Below are 26,900 nucleotides of genomic sequence, written 5' to 3'. Positions count from 1 at the left end.
GTTCCAGAGGCGGGAGACCGGGGTGGCCTGGCATGATCTCCCGCATCCTGGACGGCTCTCGTGAACGGCGGGTGGCCGTCAGTCGCCGGGCTGGTTGCCCTCCATGGCCAGCAGCTCCTCGTTGGGGATGGCGCCGCCGAACCGGCGGTCCCGGGAGGCGAATTCGAGGCACGCGCGCCACAGGTCACGGCGGTCGAAGTCGGGCCACAGGACGTCCTGGAAGACCATCTCGGCGTAAGCGCTCTGCCAGAGCAGGAAGTTGGAGGTGCGCTGCTCGCCGCTGGGGCGCAGGAACACGTCCACGTCCGGCATGTCCCCGTAGTACATGTGCTTCTGGATGGTCTTCTCGGAGACCTTCGACGGGTCGAGGCGGCCCGCCTTGACCTCCTCGGCGATGGCCTGCACCGCGTCGGCGATCTCGGCGCGGCCGCCGTAGTTCATGCAGAAGTACAGGGTGAGCAGGTCGTTGCCCTTGGTCTGCTCCTGGGCGACCTGGAGCTCCTTGGCGACCGACTTCCACAGCCGGGGCATCCGGCCCGCCCAGCGCACCCGGATGCCGAGCTCGTCGAGCTGGTCGCGGGTCTTGCGGATGAAGTCGCGGTTGAAGTTCATCAGGAAGCGGACCTCTTCGGGCGAGCGCTTCCAGTTCTCGGTGGAGAAGGCGTAGAGGGAGATGTTCCGGACGCCGATCTCGATGGAGCCCTGGAGCACGTCCAGGACGCGCTCGGCGCCGACCTTGTGCCCCTCGGTGCGCGGCAGCCCGCGCTCCTTCGCCCAGCGGCCGTTGCCGTCCATGACGATGGCCACATGGTTCGGGACCAGCTCGCCCGGGAGCTTCGGCGGCCGGGCACCGGACGGGTGTGGCTCCGGCGTCCGGTACTCGCGGCGCCGGCTCCCCAGGATCCCGCGTACGACCATGTGCTTCTCGTCTCCCTCTAGCTCTTCTCTACGTACCTGAGCGAGCGCAGCCCCCGCTCCAGGTGCCAGTGCAGATAGGCGGACACCAGTCCGCCGCCCTCCCGGACGTGCCGTGCCTCGGCCGCGTCCGCCGTCTCCCAGTCTCCCGTAAGCAGCGCGCCGAGGAGAACCAGGGTCTGCGGGGAGGGTACGACGCTGCCGGGCACCCGGCAGTCGACGCAGACGCTGCCGCCGGAGGCGACCGAGAAGAAACGGTTCGGGCCGGGCATTCCGCACTTGGCGCAGGAGTCGAAGCTGGGCGCGTAGCCGTTGACGGCGAGGGAGCGCAGCAGGAAGGCGTCGAGGACGAGGTGGGGTGCGTGCTCGCCGCGGGCCAGGGTCCTGAGCGCCCCCACCAGCAGCAGATACTGCTGCACCGCGGGCTCGCCCTCATGATCCGTGAACCGCTCGGCGGTCTCCAGCATGGCCGTCCCCGCGGTGTACCGGGCGTAGTCGGTGACGATCCCGCCGCCGTACGGCGCGATGGTCTCGCCCTGGGTGCACAGCGGCAGCCCGCGCCCGATCAGCTCGCTCCCCCGCGCGAAGAACTGCACGTCCACATGGGAGAACGGCTCGAGCCGCGCCCCGAACTTCGACTTCGTCCGCCGCACCCCACGCGCGACGGCCCGCACCCGGCCGTGTCCGCGGGTGAGCAAGGTGATGATCCGGTCCGCCTCACCCAGCTTCTGGGTGCGCAGCACGATGCCGTCGTCGCGGAACAGGCTCATGCGCCCATTCTGCCCTGCCGTGGCGGGGGACCGGTCCGGACCGGAACCTTCAAGGCACCTCGCCGCGGCTGCGGGCGTTGGCGTGGGCGGTGGCCGCGCTGAGCCGTTCGGCCTGGGTCGCGATCCGTACGGCGTCCGGGTGGGCGTCCCACTCACGCCCTCCCCCGTACGGCCTCAGCTGCACATAGGGGCCTTCGTGCCCCATGACGATGCCCAGCCGTCCGGTACGGGTGTCGACGGCGCAGGAGCCGACGGGGAGGTTCTTCGCGTTCACCTCACCTGGCTCCCCCGCCCCCGGGAATTTCACGCTTCGCACCACTGAGGTGGCGCTGCGTGCCTAGACTCGGCCGGAGTCTGTCCCGGACGGCGGCCCGAGCCCGGGCTTCCGGGTCCGCCTGCCGTTCGCGCGGTGCCGGTCGCCGGTCCGCGGCTGCCGCGGCGCCGGCTCACATCAGCCCCGCCGCCGCGAGGTGCTTGCCCACGCACTCGATCTCCGCCTGCGACAGCGGCACCTGCGGCTCCGCGGTGACCGGGGACCCGATGACCCCGCGCAGATGCAGTGCCGCCTTGAACGCGCCCAGCGCCGCCGAGCTGCCGCCCATCCGGCGCCCGTCGCCGACCCGGACCATCGCGAACAGCCCGCACAACCGCTCCTGTTCGGCCCGCGCCCGCTCCCAGTCACCGGCCCGGCAGAGCCGGTGGAGACGGACATACCCGTCCGGGTCGACGTTGGCGAGCCCCGGTACCGCCCCGTCGGCGCCCAGTGCGAGGGCAGAGTCGACGGTCAGCTCGGAGCCGGTCAGCGCGCTGAAGCGGGGCAGGCCCCGGCTGCCGGTGACGACCTCGCGGAAGCCCGCCAGGTCGCCGCTGGAGTCCTTCAGCCCGGTCAGCACCCCGTCGGCGGCCAGTTCCAGCACCAGGTCGGCGGGGAGCTTGGCGTGGACGGCGACCGGGATGTCGTAGGCGATCACCGGGACGGGCGAGCGGTCGGCGACCAGCCGGAAGTGGCGGGCGATCTCGGCGGGGTGGGTGCGGGTGTAGAAGGGTGCGGTGACGACGATCGCGTCCGCGCCGGCGGAGGTGACGGACTCGACGTGGTCCAGGACCCGGGGCGTGGTCATGTCGATCACGCCCGCCAGCACCGGGAGCCGCCCGGCCGCGTGCGTCACCACGGTCTCCGTGACCAGCCTGCGCTGCCGGTCCGTCAGGTATGCCACCTCGGATGTCGAGCCCAGCACGAACAGGCCGTCCACTCCGGCCGCCACCAGATGGTCGACGAGCCTGCGCAGGGACGGGACGTCCACCTCGCGGTCCGGGGTCAGGGGGGTGCAGACGGGCGGTACGACACCGGTCAGCGGGGTGGGCAGGGTCATCAGGGCTCCCTGGGCAGGCGGTGGCTCGGCTGGTCCTCCTCCAGTGGATGGTGACAGCGGTAGCGGTGAGCGGTGCGTGACGCGGCCGTGAAGTCAGGCATGCGGACGGCACACTCGTCGTCCGCCTTCCAGCAGCGGGTGCGGAACGGGCACCCGGACGGCGGGCGGGTGGCCGAGGGGACCGGACCGGTGAGCGGGATGGGTTCGATCGGGCTGAGCAGGCCGGGGGCGGCCGAGAACAGGGCCCTGGTGTACGGGTGCCGGGCGTGCCCGGTGACCTCGGCGGCCGGGGTCTCCTCGACGATCCGGCCCAGGTACATGGTGATCACCCGGTCGCTCATCCGCCGTACCGTCTGGATGTCGTGGGAGACGAAGACCATGGCGAGGCCGAGCCGCTCGCGCAGGTCGAGGAGGAGGTTGAGGATCTGGGCGCGGACCGAGACGTCCAGTGCGCTGGTCGGTTCGTCCGCCACCACCAGGTCGGGATCCAGTGCCAGCGCCCGGGCGATCGCCACCCGTTGGCGCTGTCCGCCGGAGAGCTGGCCGGGCAGGGCCTCGGCGAGGGCCCGGGGCAGACCGACCAGGCCCATCAACTCCCGTACCCGGTCCTCCCGTTCGGCCCGGGTGCCGCGCTCGTGGACGTCCAGCGGGTCGCGGAGGATACGACGTACCGGCAGCCGGCGGTTGAGGGCCGTCGACGGGTCCTGGAAGATCATGCCGGTGCCGGCGCCGACGGTCGACCGGCGTTCGCCCCCCGGCATCGCCCACAGGTCGCGGCCGTGGAAGGCGACGGTGCCGGCGGTCGGCCGCTGGATGCCGACCAGCACCTTCGCCAGCGTCGACTTCCCGCACCCCGACTCGCCGACCACGCCGACCGTCTCGCCGGGCGCCACGGTGAGATCGGCGCCGGTCAGCGCGTACACCCGGTCCCGGCCGAAGACGCCTCCACCGCGGGCCCGGTGGACCACGTGGACGCCGGCCAGCTCCACCGCGCTCATGTCACCGCCTCCGTGCTCGCCAGGTCGACGGCGGGGTGGTGGCAGGCCGCGGTGTGGACGCGGGAGCCGACGAGGTCCGGTGCCGTCGTACGGCAGATCTCGCCCGCCGCCGGGCAGCGGTCCGCGAACCGGCAGCCCGCCGGGAAGTCGGCCGGGGACGGCACCACACCCCTGATCTGGGTCAGCCGCTCGGCCCCGGACTCCAGCGACAGCACGCTGCCGAGCAGACCGCGCGTGTAGTGGTGGGCCGGGGCGGCGACCAGTTCCGCGGTGACGCCGGTCTCGACGATCTGTCCGCCGTACATCACCACCACCCGGTCGGTGACGTCCGCGACCAGGGCCAGGTCGTGCGAGACGAGGATCAGCGCGAAGCCGAGTTCCTCGCGCAGGCGCAGGAGGAGTTCCATCACCTGGGCCTGGACGGTGACGTCGAGGGCGGTGGTCGGTTCGTCGGCGATGATCAGGCGGGGGTCGCGGGAGAGGGCCATGGCGATCAGCACGCGCTGGCGTTGGCCGCCGGAGAGTTCGTGGGGGTAGCTGCGGAGGGTCCGGGTGGGATCGAGGCCGACGAGGGTGAGGAGTTCGGCGGGGGTGCGGTGGCCGCCGCGCGATGTGAGCTGCTTGAGCTGGGCGTTGACGGTCATGGAGGGGTTGAGGGAGGACAGGGCGTCCTGGTAGACCATCGCGATCTCGTGGCCGAGGAGGCGGCGGTGGGGGGCGGTCAGGTCCACGGGCGGCTGCGGGTGGGTGGGGGCCGGTCGCGCCCGCGCGGCGGCAGCCGCATGTTCCCCACGGCCCCGCGCCCCTTTCGGGGCGAACCAGATCTGCCCGCTCACCCGTGCCGTCTTCGGCTGCAAGCCCATGATGGTCAGTGCGGTCAGGGACTTGCCGCAGCCCGATTCCCCCACCAGGCCCAGCACCTCACCGGGATGTACCTCGAAGCTGATGCCGTCGACGATGTTCACGCCCCGGTGGCGGTCGGGGAAGCCGATGGCCAGCCGCTCCACGGCCAGTACCGGTTGCCCGTCCGGAACGGGGGGCCGGGCCCTGGCGCGGAGTCGTTCGCCCGCCTCCGTCAGGCCGGGGAGTTCCAGGATCTCGCCGCGCTCGACGGCCTCCACAGGATCGGCCCCCGCCGGCTCCGTCTCCCTCCCCGCCGGTGACGCCCACGCGTCCGAGACGCCCTCGGAGAGGATGTTCAGGGAGAGGACCGTGAGCAGGATCAGCAGGCCGGGGAAGAGGGTCGCCCACCAGCCGCCCGTCAGCACCATGTTCCTGCCGTCCGCGATGACGCTGCCCCAGGACGGGTCCGGGGGCCGCACGCCCGCGCCGATGAAGGACAGGGACGCCTCGAAGACGATGGCCTCGGCGACCTGGACCGTGCAGAAGACCAGGACGGGGGCGGCGCAGTTGACGGCCACGTGGCGGAGCACGATGTGGGGGGTGCGGGCGCCGATCACGCGTTCCGCGGTGACGTAGTCCTCGCCGTACTGGTCGAGGACGTTCGCCCGGACCACGCGGGCCACGGGCGGGGTGAAGAGGAAGGCGATCGCGCAGATCAGGACCGTGATGCCGCCGCCGAAGACGGCGACCAGGACGGCCGCCAGCGCGATGCCGGGGAACGCCATCACCACGTCCAGGCAGCGCATCAGCGTCTCGTCGACGCCTTTGCGGGAGGTGGCCGCGAGGGCGCCGAGCAGCGCGCCGGCGACCAGGGCGAGTCCGGTCGCGCCGAGGCCGATGGCGAGGGACCAGCGGGCGCCGTACATCAGCCGGCTGAGGATGTCCCGGCCGAGGCTGTCCTGGCCCATCCAGTGGCCGGCGGAGGGGTGCCCGGTGCCGTCGGCGGGGGCCTGCTGGGCGAGCGGGTCGTCGGGGGCGAGCAGGGGCGCGCACACCGCCACCAGGACGACCACGGCCAGGAAGACGAGGGCCGCCCTGGACAGCGGGGACAGTCTGCGCAGTCGTACGCCGGGACGGGCCAGGGCGGTGCTGAGGGCCGCGCGGGTGAACGTCGTCATGTCGCCTCCCTCAGACGGGGGTTGACCAGCAGGTAGAGGACGTCGATGACGAGGTTGACGACGACGAAGCCGGTCGCGGTGGTGAGGACCACGCCCTGGACGACGGCCGGGTCGCCGTTCTGCACGGCGTCGATCATCAGCTTGCCCATCCCGGGCAGGGCGAAGATGGTCTCGATGACGACGGCGCCGCCGAGCAGGTAGCCGACCCGCAGACCGAGCACGGTCAGGGGGTTGACCAGCGCGTTGCGCAGAACGTTGCGGCCGACCACGACATGGGGTGGCAGGCCGCTGCCGATCGCCGTGCGGACGTAGTCCCGGTCGAGTTCCTCGACCACCGAGGTGCGGACGATCCGGGTGAGCTGGGCGGCGACCGGGAGGGAGAGCGCGAGGGCGGGCAGCGCCATGGTCTTCAGCCAGCCGGTGACGGAGTCCTCCGGGTTGATGTAGCCGCCGGACGGGAACCAGCCCCGGTCGACCGCCAGGTACTGGATCATCAGCAGCGCCAGCCAGAAGGCGGGGGCGGCGACACCGACGAGCGAGAGGACCCGGATGGCCTGGTCCGGCCAGCGGTCGCGGTGGATGGCCGCGGTGACACCGCCGGCCAGCGCCAGGACGACCGCGATGCCGAGGCCGAGGAAGGTCAGCTGGAGGGTGAGCGGCAGGGCGGTGGCGACCTGGTCGAGGACCGGGGTGCGGGTGAGGGCGCTGGTGCCGAGGTCGCCGTGGAGCAGGCCGCCGACGAAGTGGACGTACCGCAGGGGCAGGGGGTCGAGGAGGCCGTTGCGTTCGCGGAAGTCGTGGAGCTGTCGCGGGGTGGGGTTGGCGCCCTGGAAGAACGCGGACGCCGGGTCGACGTCGGAGAAGCGCATCACCAGGAACACGAACAGGGCGATGCCGAGCAGCAGCGGCACCAGCAGGACGACACGGCGCAGCAGGATGCGCAGGACGGCGTTCATGCCGTCAGGCCCACTTGGCCGTCAGGACGTTGATGCCGGGGTAGGGCTGGGCCCTTATGCCGGTGAGCCTGCGCGGATCCCAGGCGGTGATCAGCTCGTTGTGGACGACCGGGTAGAGGACGGCCTGTTCGGCGACGATGTCGACGTAGTCCTGGATCATCGTCTTCTTCTTGTCGGGGTCCGGTTCGCGGGTGGCCGCGTCCATGTCCTTGAAGAGCCGCTTCGCGACAGCGTTGTCGGACCAGCGGGCGTAGCCCGTCCAGAGGTTCTCGGGGCCGTAGTTGTAGCGCATGATCAGGTCGGCGTCGAGGCCGAACTGGTTGGGGTTCGAGACGGCGGCGACGACCTGGTAGTCCTGTTTCTGGTCCATCTTGGTGAACACGGCCGTGGTCTCCTGCGGGGACAGGGTCGTGGCGACGCCGATCGCGTCCCAGGACGACTTGATGGTGGGCAGGCAGTCGACGATCCAGCTCACGTTGACGGCGAGGATGTTGATTCTGAGCCCGCTGACGCCGGCCGCCCTGAGGAGCGCCTTCGCCCTGTCGGGGTCGTGGTCGTAGACCGTCTTCGCCCTGCGGTAGGCGGGGTTGGTCTCGTTCAGGAACGAGCTCGCCGGTTTTCCGTGGCCCTTGAGGGCGACCTCGACGATCTTCGCCTTGTCGATGGCGTAGTGCAGGGCCTGGCGGACCCGGACGTCGTCGAAGGGCCTGTGCCGCGTGTTGAACATGAGGAACAGGTTGTTCATCCCGGCGCCGCCGCCGACCGACAGTCCGCCCTGTTCGAGGCGGGTGATGTTGGCGTAGGGGATGTTGTCGGAGATCTGCGCGCCCGCGTCGGCGCCGGAGATCCTGGCCACCCGTGAGGCCGCGTCGACGATCGTCAGCCAGTTCATCCGCCGGAAGGCGGCCTTGCGGGGGCCGTTGTAGCCGTCGTACGCGGCGAAGGTGGTGTTCGACTTCGGGTGGTGCCCGGTCTGCCGGTACGGTCCCGTGCCCACCGCGAGTCCCCTGATCGCGTCGTCCCAGGCGCCGGGCCGGGAGAACACGTGCCTGGGCATGATCTTGGCGAGGGTGAGGCGGGCGATCCCGTCCGGGAAGGGGAATCCGAGGACCAGGTCGACGGACCGGGTGTCGATCCTGCGGACCTCCTTCAGCCAGCTCGCGAAGAAGCCCTTGGCGAGGGTCTGGGTGCCCGGGTCGAGGATCCGGTCGAAGACGAAGACCACGTCGTCGGCGGTGACCGGCCTGCCGTCGTGGAAGGTGGCGCCCGGCCGCAGGGTGAACCGCCAGGTGGTGGCGTCCGGGTCGGCGGGCAGCCGGGTCGCCAGCGCCGGATAGGGGGCGCGGGTGATCGGATCGGTGTCGACGAGGCCCTCGTAGATGTGGTTGTTGGCGGCCATCGCGAACGCGGACGCGGTCTGGGTCGGATCCCAGCTGCCGTCGTTGCCGTAGCCGATGACGGCCGTCAAAGTGCGGTCGGAGCCGCTGCCGCCGAGGTCGATCGTCGACTTGGGTCCGCACGCTGTCAGTGAGGCGGCCGCCCCCAGTGCGCCGGCGTGTTTCAGGAACGTCCTGCGGCCGTGGGTCGCCTCGTCGCGCACGGTGCCTCCAGCGTGGGGGAAAAGGAGACGTCGGACGTCATGTGTAAGCGCGACCATAAGAGGGCGTTTGGGGGCGGTCAAGGCAGCGCACACGAATGGCGTAAACCGTCAGAGGTCGGACCAATGGCGCCCCTGACCGACATGGGTTGGCGCTGGTCAACACCGTGGTGACCAGCGCCGGGGTACTACGTGGGAGCCATCGGCCGGGCTGCCGGCGAGGGGCCGTCCAGCCAGGCTTTCTCCCCACAGCTGTCCGCCGCCCTGCCGGAACGCCGCTCCGGCAGGGCGGACCGGTGGGCTAGGGCAGCGTCTTCTCGTAGGAGGCGTCCTGGTCGGAGTCGTAGACGAGTTTGCCCGCGGCGTCGTATCCCTTGAGGTGCGGTGACTTCGTGACCTGCTGGTGCAGGGTGCCGACGGCGACGAACCAGCCGTGGTCGAGGACCGTCTCGCCCGTGCTGTCGCCGTAGGACACGGTCATCCTGGCCACCGAACTGCGGTAGCTGCCGATGATCCCCCAGCGGAACGGCAGCTTCCAGTTGCCTTTGTCGAGGTACGACTGCTGGTACAGCTTGCCGCTGTTGATGTCCGGGATCACCGGCATGGCCGAGTCGCCGAAGGGGTCCCCGGTGCTGGTGTTCAGCCCGGCGGCCTTGCCGCCCTTGATGTCGCAGATGAGCCGGGCCGCCGTCGGCTTCTCGCGCACCGCGACCACGAAGTAGCCGTCGCCGGGGGCGTTCGAGTCGCCGGTGCTGCGCATCGCCAGGATGATCCGGTAGTCGGCGGGCCGGCCCAGGTCGATGTAGGACGGGTCCTTGGGAAGCCGGTTCGCCTTGTTGTAGTCCAGGCACTTGCCGAGTCCGCCGGCGGCCTGTTCGAAGGTGATCCCGTCCAGGAGCTGGCTCGCGGAAGCCGGCCGCGCCGGGTCCGTCGGGGTGGCCGACGGTGTCGGTGCCGCCGTCGGACGCGGGCTGGACCGCACGGTGGGACTCGGGCCGGCCGGGCTCGTCGTGGTGCTGCCGCCGCCCAGTGCGTAGGCGCCGACCGGTACCGCCGCGAGGGCCGCCAGCGCCGCTCCGCCCACGCCCAGGCGCCGCCGCCGTCGCTCCAGCACGCCCCGCCGCCGGATCTCCGGATACGGCACGGGCGACGGCCGCAGCGCCGAGGCGTCCCCCGCCAACAGCGCCCGGATCCGCTCCTCGAAGCCCGGCTCGGCCTGTGTGCCCTGCTTCTCGCCGCTCACCTGGTGCCTCCCTGTCCGGATCCCGCGTGACTCATGGTCTGCGCGAGACCCGGAAACGTACGCAACTTCGCCAGGCCCTTGGACGCCTGGCTCTTGACCGTGCCCGGGGAGCAGCCGAGCACGTCGGCGACCTCCGCCTCGGACAGGTCCTCCCAGTACCGCAGCACCACCACCGCGCGCTGCCTGGGCGGCAGTTCCGCCAGGGCGGCGAGCAGCGTGCCGCGCTCGTCGGCCCGGGAGACCGCGTCGTCGTGCCCCGCGCGCTCGGGCGGCGCGGCGGTCAGCGACTCCGCGACCCGCCGTTTGCGGAACCGGTCGCTGTTGCAGCTGACCAGCATGCGGCGGACGTACGCCTCCGGACGGTCGGTGCCGGAGACCCGGCGCCACGACCGGTACGCCTTCGCCAGCGCGGTCTGCGTGAGGTCCTCCGCGTGGTGCGGGTCGCCGGTGAGCAGATAGGCGGTCCGCACCAGATGGGACCACCGCGCTCTGACGAATTCCTGGAACTGGGCCTCGAGTTCGGCCTGCATCAGCCACCCCCTCGCCCTCCAGACCACCGGCCGGGCGGATTCGGTTGCCCGGTTCATGGCAACAACCGGCACACCGCGGCCGGTTCACGGGAGCGGCCGGTACACGGCGGCGGCCAATGCACGGCAGCGGCCCGTGCACGGCCACCGCTCACTCCCGGGGTGCCGCGATCCGCCGGAACTCGATCGTGTCGTACGCCGTCCGCGTCCCCGTCTCGTACAGCACGCCCACCGTGCTCCTGTCCACCTGGACCAGGTCCGAGTAGGCCGCCTTCCGGCCGGACAGGGTGAGGAGCTTGTCGAAGCTGATGCCCTCGTCCTCGCTGGTCCACAGGGCCATGGCCTGGCGGGCCGTCGGGATCGAGGGAGCGGAGAAGAGCAACGGGGCATCGAAGCCCTGGAGTTGGAGGACCGAGCCCTCGACCACCGGGACCCGGCGCAGGGTCGGCTGGACGGTGTACTTGGCGTCCAGGGTTTCCGCGCCGTCGCTCGACCAGGCGTTGAGGCGGTTGCCGGGGCTGGTGCCGTTCTGGTCGCGGGCGTTGAAGTAGAGGCGGCCGTCGGGGAGTTGGGCGGCGGTGGTCTCGTTGGCGTTGTCGTGGCCGGTGTAGGAGCCGTCGACGAAGCCGAGGTGCCAGGTACGGCCGCCGTCGTCGCTGTAGATCGCGTGACCGCCGTAGTACCTGGCCTCCTGGCCGGTGTCGGGGGAGCCGGGACGCGGCGTGCCGGAGTGGTCGGCGGCGACCACCAGGCGGCCGCGGTGCGGTCCCTCGGTGACGGCGACGGCATGGCCGGGACCGGTGGCGTACCAGCGCCAGCCCGAAGGTTTCACCTGTGCCGTGATCTCCCGCGGTGCGGAGAAGGACCGGCCGTCGCTCCGGCTGCGCTGCACGAACACCCGGCGGCTCTGCTCCTCGGTGACCTGGCCGCGCATGATCTGCGCCTCGCTCACCGAGCCGTCGTTGTAGGAGGTCACCAGGACGACGTCGCCGGTGCGCGGGTCGACCACGGGGGCCGGGTTGCCCCGGGTGTTCCCCTTGCCGTCGGTCACCACCTGGAGCGGGCTCCAGGTGCAGCCGCCGTCGGAGGAACGCCTCAGCACGACGTCGATGTCACCGCTGTCGCCGGTGGTGGTGTGCCGGCCCTCGGCGAAGGCGAGCAGGGTGCCGTGCCCGGTGCGGACGACGGCCGGGATGCGGTACTGGGCGTAGCCGCCCTCGCCGGACGTATACGGCACGGCGGACTCGCAGGTCGCCGCCCAGGCCCTGGGTTCGACGGTGAACGCCCCGAGCAGCAGGGCGGCGGCGAGGGAGATCCGGCTCACACGGGTCACAGGAGACACATGGCTCACCCTTCCATGTTCCTCCCCTCCGCCTTCACCGCACCCACGCAACGTCCGAACGGGTCATACGGTTTGGCGCACCGTCAGTTTCCGCGGGGGGCAACCGAAGGCTCAGGAGGGGGTGCGGGCTGCCGCCAGCAGGCGGGTCACGTCGTCGGCGCAGATGGTCAGGGCCGCGCCGACCGTGCCGAGGACCTCGCGTTCGGCGTTGGTGTAGGGGCCGTCGGCGAGCGCGATCCGGGCGGCCTGGAGGAGCAGGGACTCGCGGCCGGCCGGGGCGAGGTGCGGGGCCAGCGGGTCGAGGGCCTCGTGCAGTTCTATCGCGAGGCTCGCCCCGCCCGGCTGCTCGAAGACCCGGCCGGTGTCGGCGGCGAGCGCGTCGACGAGCGCGCCCAGCTGCTCCTCCGTGACGTCCTCGAAGCCGGCCGCGCGGACCGCGGCCGCGGCCGCCTCCAGGGACGTACGGGCACAGGCGCCGCCCGCCGCGAGGACGGCGAGGGCGACGGTGTGCACGGCGTCGCGGAGCATCGCCGAGAAGCGGGAGGTGGTCGGGTGGTCGAGCACGTCGGTGCCGAAGTGGTGACGGCAGGCGGCGCACTCCACGACCGGCCCGGTGGTGCCGCGCGGCAGCACCGGCACGCCGAGCAGGGTGAAGCGGCGGCGGCCGGTGAGCCGCTGGTAGTTGCGGTCGCCTCCGCAGCCGGGGCAGAAGAACTCGCCGTCGCCGACGGGCGTCCATGCGGTGCGGGTGCCCAGAATGCGGGCAGGCCTGGTGGTTCGGCCGTCTCGTCCCCGTACTGGCAGCACGTCGCACCTCCTTAACGCCGTGGCAACATCGCCACCGCTGGCGTGATGTTAGCCACATCGGTGAGGTGGAGTCAGTACCCCGTACGAGACCTTTCCGTGACCTCCACGGTCGGATGGCCGGTAAACGACGGGGCCCTGATCGCCGTACAGCACGATCAGGGCCCTTAAACCGCCGGTCAGAGCGATTATCGCGTCGCTCGGTTGACGGCGGACACGACCGCCTTCAGCGACGCACGCGTCGTGTTCGCGTCGATGCCGATCCCCCACAGAACCTTGTCGCCGATCGCGCATTCGATGTACGAGGCGGCCTGCGCGGAGGCGCCCTCGCTCATCGTGTGCTCCTGGTAGTCCAGGAGCCGTACGTCGATCCCCAGCCCCTGCAGCGCGTCGAAGAACGCGGAGATCGGGCCGTTGCCGGAGCCGGTCAGGACGGTGTCCTCGCCGTCGACGTTGGCCTCGACGGTGAGGGTGTCCACCCCGTCGGTGTCGGTCGTCGACTGGCCCGTCCGCACCTGGATGCGGCCCCAGGGGTTCTCCGGGTTCGGCAGGTACTCGTCCTGGAAGACCGACCAGATGGCGGAGCCGGTGACCTCGCCGCCCTCGGCGTCCGTCTTCGCCTGGATGAGCTTGGAGAACTCGATCTGCATCCGGCGCGGCAGGTCCAGCTTGTGGTCGTTCTTCAGGACGTAGGCGACACCGCCCTTGCCGGACTGCGAGTTGACCCGGATGACCGCCTCGTAGGAGCGGCCGACGTCCTTCGGGTCGATCGGCAGGTACGGCACGGCCCACTCGATGTCGTCGACGGTGACGCCCTTCGCGGCCGCGTCGGCCTCCATGGCGTCGAAGCCCTTCTTGATGGCGTCCTGGTGGGAGCCGGAGAAGGACGTGTAGACCAGGTCGCCCACGTACGGGTGGCGCGGGTGGACCTCCATCTGGTTGCAGTACTCCCACGTACGACGGATCTCGTCGATGTCGGAGAAGTCGATCTGCGGGTCGACGCCCTGCGAGAACAGGTTCATGCCCAGGGTGACCAGGTCGACGTTGCCGGTGCGCTCGCCCTGCCCGAACAGGCAGCCCTCGATGCGGTCGGCGCCGGCCATCAGCGCCAGCTCGGCGGCGGCGACGGCCGTACCGCGGTCGTTGTGCGGGTGGACGGACAGCACGACGTGCTCACGGCGGGACAGGTTGCGGTGCATCCACTCGAAGCGGTCCGCGTGCGTGGACGGCGTCGAACGCTCCACGGTGGCGGGCAGGTTGAGGATGATCTCGCGGCCCGGACCCGGCTGCCAGACGTCCATGACCGCCTCGCAGACCTCCAGCGCGAAGTCCAGTTCGGTGTCGGTGAAGATCTCCGGCGAGTACTGGTAGCCGAACTCCGTCTCCGGACCCAGCAGCTTCTCGGCGTACTCCATCACCATGCGGGTGCCGTCGACGGCGATCTGCCTGATGTCGTCCTTGGAGCCGCGGAACACCACCCGCCGGAAGACCGGAGCCGTGGCGTTGTACAGATGCACGGTGGCCCGCCGGGCGCCCTTCAGCGACTCCACGGTCCGCTCGATCAGGTCCTCGCGGGCCTGGGTCAGCACGGAGATCGTGACGTCGTCCGGGATCGCGCCCTCTTCCTCGATGATCGAGCGCACGAAGTCGAAGTCGGTCTGGCCGGAGGCGGGGAAGCCGACCTCGATCTCCTTGTAGCCCATCTTCACCAGTTGGTCGAACATCCGGCGCTTGCGCTCGGGCGACATCGGGTCGATCAGGGACTGGTTGCCGTCGCGCAGGTCGGTGGAGAGCCAGCGGGGGGCGGCGGTGACGCGCTGCTGGGGCCAGGTGCGGTCCGGGATGTCGACCTGCTCGTAGCGGCCGTACTTGTGGATCGGCATGGTGGTGGGCTGCTGGCGGTTCGCCATGATCGCGGGGCTCCTCAGGATGTCCGGAAGGACGGCCGACGACGCAACACGAAGCTCCGCGGGGAGGGAGTCGACCTGGACTACAGGCCCTCGCCGCGGCAGCTAAGAAGAAGCAGCCCGAAACGCATGATGCAGGCAACTGTAACCGAGCCCCTATGGCCGTGCGGTTCCGTATCAGCATGCGGGACCGCTCGCGCCCCAGGGGCGCGGGGCCGTATCGATATACGGCTCCGCCGCGTGGGTGCGATCGGCCACGGACGACCCGCACCGAATAACACAGCGCAACCGCCCACGGCGAAGTCATCCCCATATTTCACCAATCAAGGTTGCGCCTAGTGACATACTCCTCACTCAGTGCAATGGTGCCGAGCATGACGACCAACGGGGGCTACAGGCCCGTCTTCTGCACCATCGTGCCGCCGCACATCCTCGACCACCTCGCCACCCACGAGGACCAGGCGCTCGCCGACTCCGCACTGCGCACCCTCCAGCAGGACGCCGTGCAGCGCACCCGCCGCCGGATCACCACGGTCCGCGGCGCCGTCGCCCCGTCGGTGACGGCCGCCACCGGCACCCCGCACCGCACGATCTACGACGCCGGACACGGCACCGACCTGCCCGGCACCAAGGTCCGCGACGAGGGCTCCGAGCCAGGCCAGGACGCCGGCGTCAACCGCGCCTACGCCGGCCTCGGCGCCACTTTCGACCTGTACCTGACGGCGTACGAGCGGGACTCCATCGACGGCGAGGGGCTCCCCCTCGACGCGACCGTGCACTACGACGTCGACTACGACAACGCCTTCTGGAACGGCGAGCAGATGGTGTTCGGCGACGGCGACGGCCAGATCTTCACCGACTTCACCAGCTCCGTCGACGTCATCGGCCACGAGCTCACGCACGGCGTCACCCAGTACACCGCCAACCTGGAGTACTACGGCCAGTCCGGCGCCCTCAACGAGTCGGTCTCGGACGTCTTCGGCTCGCTCATCAAGCAGCACTCCCTCGGCCAGAGCGCCGACCAGGCGGACTGGCTGATCGGCGAGGGCCTGCTCGCCCCGGGCGTGCACGGTGTGGCCCTGCGCTCGATGAAGGCCCCGGGCACCGCGTACGACGACCCCCGCCTCGGCAAGGACCCGCAGCCCGCGACCATGACGGGGTACGTGAAGACCAACCGGGACAACGGCGGCGTCCACATCAACTCCGGCATCCCCAACCACGCCTTCTACCTGCTCGCCACCGCCCTCGGCGGCAACGCCTGGGAGCGGGCCGGGCGGATCTGGTACGACGTGCTCACCGGCGGTGAACTGGGGTCGGACGCCCGCTTCACGGACTTCGCGAAGCTCACCGTGGCGGCGGCCAAGGCCCGCTTCGAGGAGGGCGAGGAGACCGAGGCGGTTCTCAAGGCGTGGGCCCAGGTGGGTGTGCAGACGGGCTGATCCCGTACTACACAGGGACCCATGCGTATTCAGGTGAGGCGTACGGGCGGGTTCGCGGGCATCGAGCGGCAGGGCGAGGTGGACACCTCGGGTCGGCCCGACGCCCATGAGTGGCAGGCCCTGGCCGAGCACGTGCTCGCGGCCGGCCGGGGCACGCCGCCGCCCGGGGTGCCGGACGGGTTCGCGTACCGGATCACGGTGGACGGGCGGACGGTGTACGCGGCCGATCCGCGGCTGACCTCCGAGCAACGCGAGCTGATCTCAAGGGTGTTGAAGGAAGGCGCCTAAGCGGTACCGGTAACGGGTAGTTCACGTCCGGACGTTGACTTCTGTTACTGGTGGTAAGGATGATCCCGGCCATGGCGACTGACGCGGTCCATCCGATACCCGGTATCCCCGCCCTCCCCGGTTTCCCCGACGGCTTCCTGTGGGGTGTGTCGACCTCGGCCCACCAGATCGAGGGCGCGGCCAACGAGCGCGAGCCCTCCGTGTGGGACGTGTTCTCGGCCGAGCCGGGCCGGATCAAGGACGGCTCGACGGCGGCGGTGGCCTGCGACCACTACCACCGCTACCGCGAGGACGTGGCCCTGCTGGCCGGCCTCGGCGTGGACGCGTACCGCTTCTCGATCTCCTGGCCGCGGGTGCGCTCGGCGGGCGGCCTGGACTTCTACGACCGCCTGGTGGACGAGCTGTGCGCGGCGGGCGTACGGCCGGTCCCGACCCTCTTCCACTGGGACCTGCCGACGGCCCTGCAGGCCGTGCCCGACAGCGGCTCCGCCGCGGGGGGCGGCTGGCTGGAGCGGGACACCGCCGCGCGCTTCGCCGACTACGTCTCGACGGTCGCGGACCGGCTCGGCGACCGCGTGCGGAAGTGGATCACCCTCAACGAGCCCGCCGAACACACCCTGTTCGGCCACGCCCTGGGCGCCCACGCCCCCGGCGAGCAGCTGATGTTCGACGCCCTGCCGGTCGCCCACCACCAGCTCCTCGCCCACGGCCTGGCCGTACGGGCACTGCGCGCGGCCGGCGCCGTCGACATCGGCATCGCCAACTCCCACGGCCCCACCTGGCCGGCCTCCCGGGAACAGCCGGACCTGGAGGCGGCCGGCTTCTACGACCTCCTCCTCAACCGCCTGTTCGCGGAGCCGATTCTGCTGGGCGAGTACCCGGAGGGCATGGGCGACCTGATGCCGGGCGATGTCGCCGCGGACCTGAAGGTGATCTCCGAGCCGCTCGACTGGTACGGCGTCAACTACTACGCCCCGACGAAGGTGGGCGCCCCGCAGGGCACCGAGATCGAGTTCGGCGGGCTCACCCTCCCCGCCGAACTCCCCTTCTCCGTCCAGGACATCGAGGACGTGCCGGTCACGGACTTCGGCTGGCCCGTGGTCCCGGAGGGCCTGACGGAACTCCTCACCGGCTTCCGGGACCGCTACGGCGACAGGCTCCCGCCGATCGTCATCACCGAGAACGGCTGCTCCTACGAGGGCCTCGACGACCAGGCCCGTATCGCCTACCTGGACGGTCACATCCGGGCGCTGCACCGGGCGGTGGAGGCCGGCGTGGACGTGCGCGGCTACTTCGTCTGGTCGCTGCTGGACAACTTCGAGTGGGCGGAGGGGTACGCGCGCCGCTTCGGCCTGGTCCACGTGGACTACGACACCCGGGTACGGACGCCGAAGTCGTCGTACGGCTGGTTCCGGGACCTGATCCGGGCACAGAGATCCCCGCGCAGATCCCAGGCGGGGGGATGACGACGACGGGGGCGCCGGCCGCGCTGGCGGAACCGTCCGAGAAGGTCGGCCGGGGCTGGACGTCGGCGCTCTCCCTCGCCAACGGGGCGATCTGGGTGGGCTGGTACGGCCCTCTCCAGATCCTCCTGGCCTCCCAGGCCAAGGACTTCGCACCGGGCTCCGGGATGTCCAAGGAGACGATGCTGGCGTGGGTGACCGCCGTGGGCGCGGTGGTGTCGCTGGCGGCGAACCCGGTCTTCGGCGCGCTGTCGGACCGTACGACGTCCCGCCGGGGCCGCCGTACGCCGTGGATCGTCGCCGGCACGGCGGGCGGGGCGCTGTCGCTGCTGCTGCTCGCGGGCGCCGGCGGCATGTGGACGATGATGCTGGGCTGGTGCCTGGTCCAGCTGACGCTGAACGCGGCCTTCGCGGCGGTGACGGCGGCCGTGCCGGACCGGGTGCCGAGGAGCCAGCGGGGTTCGGTGGGCGGCTGGCTGGGGGCCGCCCAGATCCTCGGGGTGGTCGGCGGCACCGGGCTGGCGACGGCCGCCGGGGGCGTCGGGGCGGGCTATGTGGCGTGCGCGGTGTTCACGGCGGTCGGCGTGCTGCCGTACGTGCTCCGGTACCCCGATCTGCGGCTGGCCCCGCAGGACCGGCCGCCCTGGTCCTGGCGGGGCTTCCTGGCGGGCTTCTGGCTGAGCCCGCGCCGCTATCCCGACCTGGGCTGGGCGTGGCTGACCCGCTTCCTGATCAACCTCAGCAACGCCCTGGTCCTGCTGTACCTGCTCTACTACCTCCGCGACCGCCTCCACTACTCCGACCCCGACCAGGGCGTACTGATCCTGACGGCGGTGAACGGGCTGACGCTGATGGCGACGGTCGTGGTCGGCGGGGTCTGGTCGGACCGGGTGGGCCGGCGCAAGCCGTTCGTGGTCTGGTCGGGGATGCTGATGGCGGCCGCGACGGCGCTGCTGGCGGCGTGGCAGACCTGGCCGGGGGCGATCGTCGCCTCGGCCTTCCTGGGCATCGGCTTCGGCGTGTTCACCTCGGTCGACTTCGCCCTGATGACGGACGTCCTACCGAAGGCCCTGGACCGCGGCAAGGACCTCGGCGTCATCAACGTGGCCAACGCCCTGCCGCAGGTGGCGGCGCCCGCCCTCGCCGCACCGATCGTGACCTACCTGGGCGGCTACCGGGTGCTCTACCTGGCGGCGGCGGTGATCGGACTGGCGGGGGCGGGGCTGGTGGGGCGGATACGGGGGGTCGACTAGCCGCTCACAGGGCTCCGGCGTCGCGGGCGGTCCAGACGCTGGGGTGGACGGGACGGAAGCCGAGGTCCCGGCGGATCTTCTGGTTGGACATGATCCCGAACCAGGGGTCGGGGTCGGTGTGGGTGTGCAGGTCCGCGGGCACTTCGACGCCGTTGAGCCGGTACAGCTCCACGGTCGTGACGGGGGCGTCGTCGGCGATGTTGTAGAGCGGGCCGTTCACCGCCGGGGCGTACAGCAGTCGCATCAGGCCCTGGCCGACATCCGCGTGGTGGGCCATCTGGAGCCGCTGGGCGGGCGCCCAGTTCACGGCCCAGCGCAGGACGTCGGCGAGGTGGGGGTCTCCTTCGCCGTAGACGAAGGGCAGCCGCCCGATCCGCACCTCCATCCCGCCCTCCAGCGCGAGCAGTTCCCGCTCCGCGACCGCCTTGGACTCGGGGTACGCGCCCCACAGCTCGCCGCCGGGCCGGCTCTCGTCGTCCTCGGTGAGCGGACGGCCGCGCCCGGTGCCGTACACGTTCCCGGTGCTGACCTGCACGAACCGTCGTACCCCGGCCGAGACTGCGGCCGTCCCCAGGGCCACCGCCGCGTCCCGGTTGACCGCCCAGGCCTCCTCGTCGGGCACCCCGCGGAAGGAGGCCGCGACGTTCACGACGGCGTCCACCCCGGCGACGGCCTTGCCGAGCGCCTCCTCGTCGCGCAGGTCCCCGACGACGACCTCGGCGCCGAGATCGGCGAACGGCTCCCCGCGGGCAGCGTCCCGCACGAGCACCCGCACCCGCTCCCCGGGCCGGGTCTGGGTCAGCAGCCTGGGCACGAACCGCCGCCCGACCTGTCCAGTGGTACCGGTGACAAGAGTGATCATGGCCTTCTCCTTCTGCGCCTTCGCTCCGGTGCCACCAGCCTCGGCCTCCTCGGAGCCGGCCGGGAGAGACCTCCCGATCAGGGGATCGGCAGTCCCTGGATAAGCCGGGCGGCCCGCGCCACCCTGGAGGGGTGAACCGCCCCGAACTGGCCGACTTCCTGCGCCACGCCCGCACCCGCCTGGACCCCACCGACGTGGGCCTGGCCCCCGGCGCCCGCCGCCGCACCCCGGGCCTGCGCCGCGAGGAGGTGGCGTCCCTGGCGGGCATGTCGGCGGACTACTACACCCGCCTCGAACAGTCCCGGGGCCCGCGCCCCTCCCGCCAGATGCTGACGGCGATGGCCCGCGCGCTGCGCCTGACGGAGGACGAGCGCGATCACCTGTTCCACCTGGCCGGCGAGGAACCCCCGCGCCGGGAGACGACGAGCACGCACGTCCGCCCCGGCCTCCTCCTGGTCCTGGACCGGCTGCACGACACCCCGGCGCTGGTGACGACCGACTACGGCGAGGTCCTGGCCCAGAACGCGCTGTCGCGGGCGCTGAGCGGCGATGTGCTGGGCCGCCCGCCGCGTGAGCGCAACCTGCTCCGCCGCTACTTCCTGGACCCCTCGACCCGCGGCCTGTTCCCGCCGGAGGACCGCCCGGCACACACCCGGGACCACGTCGCCAACCTCCGGGCGGTGACCGCGGCCCGCCCCGCCGACCCGGTCCCCGCCGCCCTCGTCGCCGAACTCCTCGCGGGCAGCGACGAGTTCGCCCGCCTCTGGGCCGAACACGAGGTGTCGGTACGGCGCGCGACCACCAAGCGCTTCCTGCACCCCACGGTCGGCCTCCTGGAACTGGACTGCGAGGTCCTCCTCAACGCCGACACCCACCAACAACTCGTCGTCCACACGGCCCGCCCGGGCACGGACTCCCACGAACGCCTGCAGTTGCTACGGGTGGTGGGCCTGCAGGACATGACCCCGAACCGCGGTTGACCCACCAGGTACCTTTGCCGGGACGCACACGCTATGAGTGAAGAACGGCAACGGGGGTTGCGGGGTTATGGCGGGGTATCGGCCGGCGGACTGGCATCCACTCGACCTCGACAGGGACCCGACCCCGGGTGACCCGCAACGCGTCCGCACCCTCGCCGCACAGCTGCACTCCTTCGCCGACGACGTCTCCGACGCCCTGCGCCTGGTCAAGGGCATGGCCGGCGAGGACACCCTCCTGCAGTGGGCCGGCAAGTCCGCGGAAGTGTTCAAGGAGCAGTTCAAGGACGTCCCGAAGAACCTGAAGAAGCTGAAGAAGTCGTACGAGATGTGCGGCGACGCGCTGGCCGACTACTGGCCGAAGCTGGAGCGGGCGCAGGCCCTGGCCGACAAGGCCCTCGCCAAGGCGAAAGAAGCACAATCCGACCTCAGCTCCGCCAAGTCCCATCTGTCGTCTGCCGATTCGTGGGTCACCCGGGCCGGCAAGGAAGCCGACAAGTACAAGGACGATCCCACCGGCAGCAAGTCCAACGGTGACAAGCCTGATGAGGCGAAGGTGCGGGCCGCCACCCGGGACGTGCAGAGCGCCAAGTCCGCGCACACCAAGGCCCAGTCGGACGTCACCACCGCGCAGAACGCCCTCGACGCCGCGAAGAAGATGGCCGAGGACGCCCGGAAGATGCGGGACGACGCGGCGGGCGAGGCGAAGCGGAAGATCGACGAGGCCTCCGACGCCGGGATCCCGAACCGGCACTGGTGGCAGGACGTCGGCCACTGGTTCGAGGACAACTGGGACACCATCGTCACCGTCTGCAAGGTCGTCGTCGCGGTCGTCGGGATCATCGCGATGATCATCGGCGGGCCCATCCTCGGCGCCATCGTCCTCGTCGCCGCCCTCGTCGTGCTCGCGGACACGCTCTACAAATACTCCAAGGGCCAAGCCTCGCTGTGGGATGTCGCGTTCGCCGCGCTGGACTGCATACCCGGCGGCAAGGGCATCACCAGCCTCGGCAAACTCGCCAAGGGCCTCAAGGAGATGAAGAACCTCCGCGGCGGCATGAAGGCCATGAGCCTGGCCGTCAAGGGCCTGGGCAAGAACGCGCGCGGCATGCTCGACGACGGTGTCAAGGGCGCGTACAACCGCCTGAAGAACGTGGTCCGTTCCAAGGGCAGTGACCCGATCGACATGGCCACCGGCACGATGTTCCTGCCGGAGACCGATGTGACACTGCCCGGTGGCCTGCCGCTCGCCTTCACCCGCCGGGCCGCCTCGGACTACCGATGCGGCTGGTGGTTCGGTCCCGGTTGGGCCTCCACCGTCGACCAACGCCTCGAAGTCGACGACGCCGGGCTCGTGTTCGTCACCGAGGACGGCCTGCTCCTGGAGTTTCCGCACCCTACGGAACCACACTCCCCGGTGCTGCCCACGGCCGGTCCCCGTCTCCGGCTGACCCGTCTCGACGACGGCGGCTACCGCGTGGAGGATCCGCAGAGCGGTGTCGTCCGCCGCTTCGGCCCGCCCAAGGACGGCATCGCGCTGCCGCGACGGATCTCCGACCGCAACGGTGACGCGGTCGACTTCGACCACGCGGACGACGGAACCCCGCTCGCCCTGCGGCACTCCGGTGGCTACCACCTCCGGCTCACGGTGGACGACGGCCGGGTCACGGCCCTGCACCTCGCCGGCGCGGGCCAGGACGGCGCGGACGTCATGCTGCGCACCTACGGCTACACGGACGGCTGTCTCACGGCGGTCGCCAACGCCTCCGGCCAGACGATGCGGCTGACCTGCGACGACCGGCACCGCATCACCTCCTGGACCGACCGCAACGGCCGTGGCTACGCGTACACGTACGACGACGCCGACCGCTGTGTGGCCGAGGGCGGCGAGGCCGGCCATCTCACCCTGACCCTGGAGTACGACGGCACCGACCCTGCCTGGCCGGGCGCCAGGGTCACCACCGTCACCACCGCCGAGGGCGCGGTGAACAAGTACGTCGTCGTCGACGGCTGCCGGATCGTCGCGGAGATCGACCCGGTGGGCGGGACCACCCGCAGCACCTGGGACGAGCACCACCAGCTCACGTCGTGGACCGACGAGCTGGGCCACACCACCCTGCGCGGTTACGACGGCCTCGGGCGGCTGTCGACCGCCGTGCGCCCGGACGGCACGACGGTCCGCATCACGTACGGCGAGGTGGGCGGGCCCGTCGAGGTGAGCCGCCCGGACGGGCACACCGTGCGCCGCGCGTACGACTCCCGGGGCAACTGCGTCGGCATCGTCGAACCCGGGGGTGCCGCGACCCGTTACACCTACGACGACGCGGGCCACCTGTCCTCGGTCACCGACCCGACGGGGCTGGTGACCCGGGTCCGGTGCGACAGGGCCGGGCTGCCGGAACAGGTCACCGACCCGCTGGGCGGTGTCACGCGGTTCACCCACGACGCCTTCGGCCGGGTGACGGCGATCACCGATGCACTGGGCCGTACGACCCTGATGGACTGGGGTGCGGACGGCGAACTGCTGCGCCGGACCGGACCGGACGGAGCGGCGGAGGAGTGGACCTACGACGGCGAGGGCAACCGGACCAGCCACACCGATGCCGCCGGCGGAGTGACCCGGTTCGAGTACACCCACTTCAACCTGCTCGCCGCGCGCACCTCCCCCGACGGGGTCCGGTATGTCTTCGACTACGACCCCTCACTGCGGCTGACCGGTGTGGGCCGCCCGGACGGCCGGCGCTGGACCTACACGTACGACGTCGCCGGACGGCTCCTCGCCGAGACCGACTTCGACGGCCGCACCCAGACGTACGGCCATGACGCCAGGGGCCGGGTCGTGGTGCGCGTCAACGCTCTCGGCGAGGAGGTCCGCCTCACCCGGGACGTGTTCGGGCGCACGGTCGGCAAGGACGCCGACGGCAAGGTCAGTACCTACGCCTACGACCTGAACGACCGTCTGGTGCACGCCGAGGGCCCCGACGCGACCGTCGCCCTGCTGCGGGACCCGGAAGGGCGGGTGGTGTCGGAGACGGTCAACGGCCGCACCAGCACGTTCGCCTACGACGCGACGGGCCGGCCACTGAGCCGTACCACTCCCACCGGGGCGACCAGCGCCTGGACGTACGACGGCCGCGGCGACCGGGCCCGCACGCACACGGCGGGCCGGACGCTCGCCCACGTGCACGACGCGGCCGGACAGCCGCTGTCCGTCGGCGTGGACGACGTCCTGTCGCTGACGCGTGCCTACGACAGCGCCGGAAGGGTCACCGCGCAGTCGGTCGTCACGGGCGACGGACGCACGGTGCGCGACCGCTCGTACCGCTACCGGGCCGACGGGCACCTCCTCGGAATCGACGGACCGGACGGAGTGACGCGCACCTTCGAGCTGGACGGGGCCGGACGCACCACCGCCGTCCGGGCGGAGGGGTGGACGGAGTCGTACGTCTACGGCACGGACGGAGGCCAGACGGCCGCCGAATGGCCGGGCGGACATCCCGGCAACGAGGCCGTGGGTCCACGCGAGGCCGAGGGCACCCGGCTGCTCCGGGCAGGAGCCACCCGGTACCGGTACGACGAACAGGGACGGCTGGTGTGGCGGCAGCGCACCCGGCTGTCCCGCAAGCCGGACAGCTGGGCGTACACGTGGGACGCCGAGGACCGACTGACATCCGTCCGCACGCCCGACGGCACCCTGTGGCACTACCGGTACGACCCGATGGGGCGCCGGATCGCCAAGGAGCGACTGGGCGCCGACGGGACCACGGTCCTGGAGCGCACCGACTTCACCTGGGACGGCACCACCCTCTGCGAACAGCTCACCACCGACGGGGCGCAGCCGCATGCCGTCGCGGTCACCTGGGAACACGACGGGATACGCCCGCTCAGCCAGTGCGAGCGTCTGCTCACCGCCGCGCACGAGGAGATCGACGCGCGGTTCTTCGCCATCGTCACCGACCTCGCGGGCGCGCCCACCGAACTCGTCGACGACGAGGGCCGGATCGCCTGGCACGCCCGCAGCACGCTGTGGGGCGTCACCGCCTGGAACGGCGGCAGCAGCGCGTACACGGCACTGCGCTTCCCGGGGCAGTACTACGACCCCGAGAGCGGCCTGCACTACAACTTCCACCGCTACTACGACCCCGAGACGGCCCGGTACCTCTCCCCCGACCCGCTCGGACTCGGCCCGTCGCCCAACCCGTTCCTCTACTTCCTCGACCCGCTGCTCTCCGCCGATCCGTACGGGCTCTACGAGATCGGAAAGCCGGACGCGGCGAGCCAGGCCGGCAATCTGCCGCTGATCGCGGACAAGATAGCGGCGCACGGCGACATCAAGAAGCGCGGCATCCCGGGGGTGGACGACCTGGACGTGCCGGAGCACCTGGAGGACATGATGACCGGGTCCCCGGGGCTGCGGATGCGCAGCACCCCGTCGGGGATCCCCCGTTTCGCCTGGTGGGACGATGCCACCGGGACGATGCTGATCCGCGAGGGCGACAAGGGCACGTTCATGCAGCCCGACGAGGGCTACGACTACTTCCTGAAACAGTTGAAGGAGTGAGTGGGCGGTGAGTGACGTGTTCTGGTCCGCACCGGAGAGCGGAGCCGTGTGGCAGACCCTGCCGCAACCGGTGCTGGACGCGGTCGGACGGTGTGACGCGGCACGGCTGGAGGTGGAGCGGGCGCGGGTCGCGCCGCATCTGCGGGAGCGGATCACCACGCCCGTGTACTCGGTCGCGGACCGCTTCGCGTCCTGGGAACGCCTGGTACGCCGGATGGAAGCCGACCGGCCGGACGGTGACGACTACTACCCGATCAGCGCGTACGGCAACGACCTCGACTCCCGGGACAACCTGGACGAGGTGATGAACACCCTGCCCGCGGCGGCACGCGACGGTGCGCTCGGCAGGCTGCTGGCCGAGTTGGACGCCCGCTTCGACGCGGCGAGCGCTCCCGACCCGGAAGGCTCACTGCGCCCCTGGGTGCGCCCGACGAAGGACCACGCCCAGCTCCCCGACCGCTGGTGCCGCAAGCCACTGCGTGCCCCTTGGGACGGCTGAGGAGACCGCCGTCGCGCCACCGCCCCCTTCGCGGACGCCCCGGCGCAGACCCCCGCCCCCTCAGAACCCCAGCCGCCGCAGCTGCTTCGGGTCCCGCTGCCAGTCCTTGGCCACCTTCACGTGCAGGTCGAGGAAGACCGGCGTGCCGAGCAGTGCCTCGATCTGCTTGCGTGACTTGATGCCGACCTCCTTCAGACGCGTTCCCTTGGGGCCGATGACGATGCCCTTCTGGCTGGGGCGTTCGATGTAGAGGTTGGCGTGGATGTCCAGGAGGGGCTTGTCGGCGGGGCGGTCCGGGCGGGGGAGCATCTCCTCGACCACGACGGCGATGGAGTGCGGCAGTTCGTCACGGACGCCCTCCAGGGCCGCCTCACGGATCAGTTCCGCGATCATGACCTGCTCGGGCTCGTCCGTAAGGTCGCCCTCGGGGTAGAGGGCCGGGCTCTCGGGGAGGAGCGGGACGAGGAGGTCGGCCAGCAGGTTCACCTGCTTGTCGCCGACCGCCGACACCGGCACGATCTCCGCCCACTCGAAGCCCAGCTCCTTGCCCAGCTGGTCGATGGCGATCAGCTGCTCGGCGAGGGTCTTGGAGTCGACCAGGTCGGTCTTGGTGACGATCGCGATCTTCGGGGTCTTGCGGATCCCGGCCAGCTCCTTGGCGATGAAGCGGTCACCGGGGCCGATCTTCTCGTTCGCCGGCAGGCAGAAGCCGATCACGTCGACCTCGGCCCAGGTGGTGCGGACCACGTCGTTGAGGCGCTCGCCGAGCAGCGTGCGCGGCTTGTGCAGGCCCGGGGTGTCGACCAGGATCAGCTGCGCGTCCGGGCGGTGCACGATGCCGCGGACCGTGTGCCGCGTGGTCTGCGGCTGGTTCGCGGTGATCGCCACCTTCTGCCCGACCAGAGCGTTCGTGAGGGTGGACTTGCCCGCGTTGGGGCGCCCGACGAAACAGGCGAAGCCCGCACGGTGGGCGGCCTCCGACGATTCCGACGGCTCGGTTGACTGGCTGCGAACGCTCATGGCCCCCATTCTCCCTGATCCACGACGCCCCGCCGCACCGTGAGATTTCGGTAACCCAGAGGCAACGAAACGTCACGGAAACACA

At 71.3% G+C, this 26,900-nt stretch carries 22 protein-coding genes; 7 read left to right on the top strand and 15 right to left on the bottom strand.

Features of this window, described 5'->3' with window-relative positions:
* Positions 1-78: 78 nt before the first annotated feature.
* The 13 genes from ABZ642_RS17775 to leuA all read right to left on the bottom strand — a co-directional run bounded on the left by ABZ642_RS17775 (position 79) and on the right by leuA (position 14,456).
* Entirely contained in the window at positions 79-918 is an 840-nt protein-coding gene (locus tag ABZ642_RS17775) for an isoprenyl transferase (RefSeq protein ID WP_360484164.1), read from the bottom strand.
* 17 nt (positions 919-935) lie between these two features.
* Positions 936-1,685: a DNA repair protein RecO gene (gene recO / locus ABZ642_RS17770; protein ID WP_360484161.1), complete on the bottom strand. Its 750-nt coding sequence runs from the start codon at positions 1,683-1,685 to the stop codon at positions 936-938.
* Between the two features lie 49 nt (positions 1,686-1,734).
* Entirely contained in the window at positions 1,735-1,959 is a 225-nt protein-coding gene (locus ABZ642_RS17765; RefSeq protein WP_360484394.1) for a hypothetical protein, read from the bottom strand.
* A 172-nt stretch (positions 1,960-2,131) separates the two neighbouring features.
* Positions 2,132-3,058 (bottom strand): dihydrodipicolinate synthase family protein, encoded by a 927-nt coding sequence (locus ABZ642_RS17760; RefSeq protein WP_360484158.1) that lies wholly within the window; start codon positions 3,056-3,058, stop codon positions 2,132-2,134.
* A complete protein-coding gene (locus tag ABZ642_RS17755) occupies positions 3,058-4,056 on the bottom strand; it encodes an ABC transporter ATP-binding protein (protein ID WP_360484155.1) in 999 nt (332 codons plus the stop codon). Before ABZ642_RS17755 ends, ABZ642_RS17760 begins: the two co-directional genes overlap by 1 nt.
* A complete protein-coding gene (locus ABZ642_RS17750; protein ID WP_360484153.1) occupies positions 4,053-6,077 on the bottom strand; it encodes a dipeptide/oligopeptide/nickel ABC transporter permease/ATP-binding protein in 2,025 nt (674 codons plus the stop codon). The genes ABZ642_RS17755 and ABZ642_RS17750 overlap by 4 nt, the downstream gene beginning before the upstream one ends.
* On the bottom strand, positions 6,074-7,033 hold the full coding sequence (locus ABZ642_RS17745) for an ABC transporter permease (RefSeq protein WP_360484150.1): 960 nt from the start codon (positions 7,031-7,033) through the stop codon (positions 6,074-6,076). Before ABZ642_RS17745 ends, ABZ642_RS17750 begins: the two co-directional genes overlap by 4 nt.
* Positions 7,034-7,037: 4 nt before the next feature.
* A complete protein-coding gene (locus ABZ642_RS17740; protein ID WP_360484147.1) occupies positions 7,038-8,633 on the bottom strand; it encodes an ABC transporter substrate-binding protein in 1,596 nt (531 codons plus the stop codon).
* Between the two features lie 298 nt (positions 8,634-8,931).
* Entirely contained in the window at positions 8,932-9,873 is a 942-nt protein-coding gene (locus ABZ642_RS17735; RefSeq protein WP_360484144.1) for a hypothetical protein, read from the bottom strand.
* The gene (locus ABZ642_RS17730) at positions 9,870-10,403 is read right to left on the bottom strand and encodes a SigE family RNA polymerase sigma factor (RefSeq protein WP_360484141.1); all 534 of its coding nucleotides are present in this window, start codon (positions 10,401-10,403) and stop codon (positions 9,870-9,872) included. The genes ABZ642_RS17735 and ABZ642_RS17730 overlap by 4 nt, the downstream gene beginning before the upstream one ends.
* A gap of 148 nt (positions 10,404-10,551) precedes the next feature.
* Complete coding sequence (locus tag ABZ642_RS17725) at positions 10,552-11,715, bottom strand: sialidase family protein (RefSeq protein ID WP_360484376.1); 1,164 nt, start codon at positions 11,713-11,715, stop codon at positions 10,552-10,554.
* Positions 11,716-11,853: 138 nt separating this feature from the next.
* Positions 11,854-12,549 (bottom strand): TerB family tellurite resistance protein, encoded by a 696-nt coding sequence (locus tag ABZ642_RS17720; protein ID WP_360484138.1) that lies wholly within the window; start codon positions 12,547-12,549, stop codon positions 11,854-11,856.
* A gap of 185 nt (positions 12,550-12,734) precedes the next feature.
* A complete protein-coding gene (leuA, locus tag ABZ642_RS17715) occupies positions 12,735-14,456 on the bottom strand; it encodes a 2-isopropylmalate synthase (RefSeq protein WP_360484135.1) in 1,722 nt (573 codons plus the stop codon).
* Positions 14,457-14,827: 371 nt separating this feature from the next.
* Here leuA and ABZ642_RS17710 point away from each other — a divergent pair, with 371 nt between their 5' ends.
* The 4 genes from ABZ642_RS17710 to ABZ642_RS17695 all read left to right on the top strand — a co-directional run bounded on the left by ABZ642_RS17710 (position 14,828) and on the right by ABZ642_RS17695 (position 18,896).
* Entirely contained in the window at positions 14,828-15,892 is a 1,065-nt protein-coding gene (locus ABZ642_RS17710; protein WP_360484132.1) for a M4 family metallopeptidase, read from the top strand.
* A gap of 21 nt (positions 15,893-15,913) precedes the next feature.
* Positions 15,914-16,180, top strand: coding sequence for a protealysin inhibitor emfourin (locus tag ABZ642_RS17705; RefSeq protein WP_360484129.1), 267 nt, complete (start codon positions 15,914-15,916; stop codon positions 16,178-16,180).
* A gap of 71 nt (positions 16,181-16,251) precedes the next feature.
* A complete protein-coding gene (locus tag ABZ642_RS17700; RefSeq protein ID WP_360484126.1) occupies positions 16,252-17,646 on the top strand; it encodes a GH1 family beta-glucosidase in 1,395 nt (464 codons plus the stop codon).
* The gene (locus tag ABZ642_RS17695; protein ID WP_360484123.1) at positions 17,643-18,896 is read left to right on the top strand and encodes an MFS transporter; all 1,254 of its coding nucleotides are present in this window, start codon (positions 17,643-17,645) and stop codon (positions 18,894-18,896) included. Before ABZ642_RS17700 ends, ABZ642_RS17695 begins: the two co-directional genes overlap by 4 nt.
* Before the next feature lie 4 nt (positions 18,897-18,900).
* Here ABZ642_RS17695 and ABZ642_RS17690 read toward each other — a convergent pair whose 3' ends face one another.
* Positions 18,901-19,758: an NAD(P)-dependent oxidoreductase gene (locus ABZ642_RS17690; protein ID WP_360484120.1), complete on the bottom strand. Its 858-nt coding sequence runs from the start codon at positions 19,756-19,758 to the stop codon at positions 18,901-18,903.
* Positions 19,759-19,889: 131 nt separating this feature from the next.
* On the opposite strand from ABZ642_RS17690, the gene ABZ642_RS17685 reads away from it, so the two are divergent.
* The 3 genes from ABZ642_RS17685 (at position 19,890) to ABZ642_RS17675 (ending at position 25,795) form a co-directional block, all read left to right on the top strand.
* Positions 19,890-20,738 carry a helix-turn-helix transcriptional regulator gene (locus ABZ642_RS17685; protein ID WP_360484117.1) on the top strand — a complete coding sequence of 283 codons (849 nt, stop codon included), beginning with the start codon at positions 19,890-19,892 and terminating at the stop codon, positions 20,736-20,738.
* Between the two features lie 67 nt (positions 20,739-20,805).
* Complete coding sequence (locus ABZ642_RS17680; protein WP_360484114.1) at positions 20,806-25,296, top strand: DUF6531 domain-containing protein; 4,491 nt, start codon at positions 20,806-20,808, stop codon at positions 25,294-25,296.
* A gap of 7 nt (positions 25,297-25,303) precedes the next feature.
* Entirely contained in the window at positions 25,304-25,795 is a 492-nt protein-coding gene (locus ABZ642_RS17675) for a hypothetical protein (protein ID WP_360484112.1), read from the top strand.
* 60 nt (positions 25,796-25,855) lie between these two features.
* Here ABZ642_RS17675 and era read toward each other — a convergent pair whose 3' ends face one another.
* Positions 25,856-26,824, bottom strand: a complete 969-nt coding sequence (gene era, locus ABZ642_RS17670; protein ID WP_360484109.1) for a GTPase Era — start codon at positions 26,822-26,824, stop codon at positions 25,856-25,858.
* Positions 26,825-26,900 lie beyond the last annotated feature (76 nt).

Source organism: Streptomyces sp. NPDC007157 (assembly GCF_040634235.1).
In the GTDB taxonomy this organism is placed as follows: Bacteria; Actinomycetota; Actinomycetes; order Streptomycetales; family Streptomycetaceae; genus Streptomyces.
Note: the sequence above shows the minus strand (reverse complement) of the source record. Positions and strands in the feature narration are given on the sequence as shown.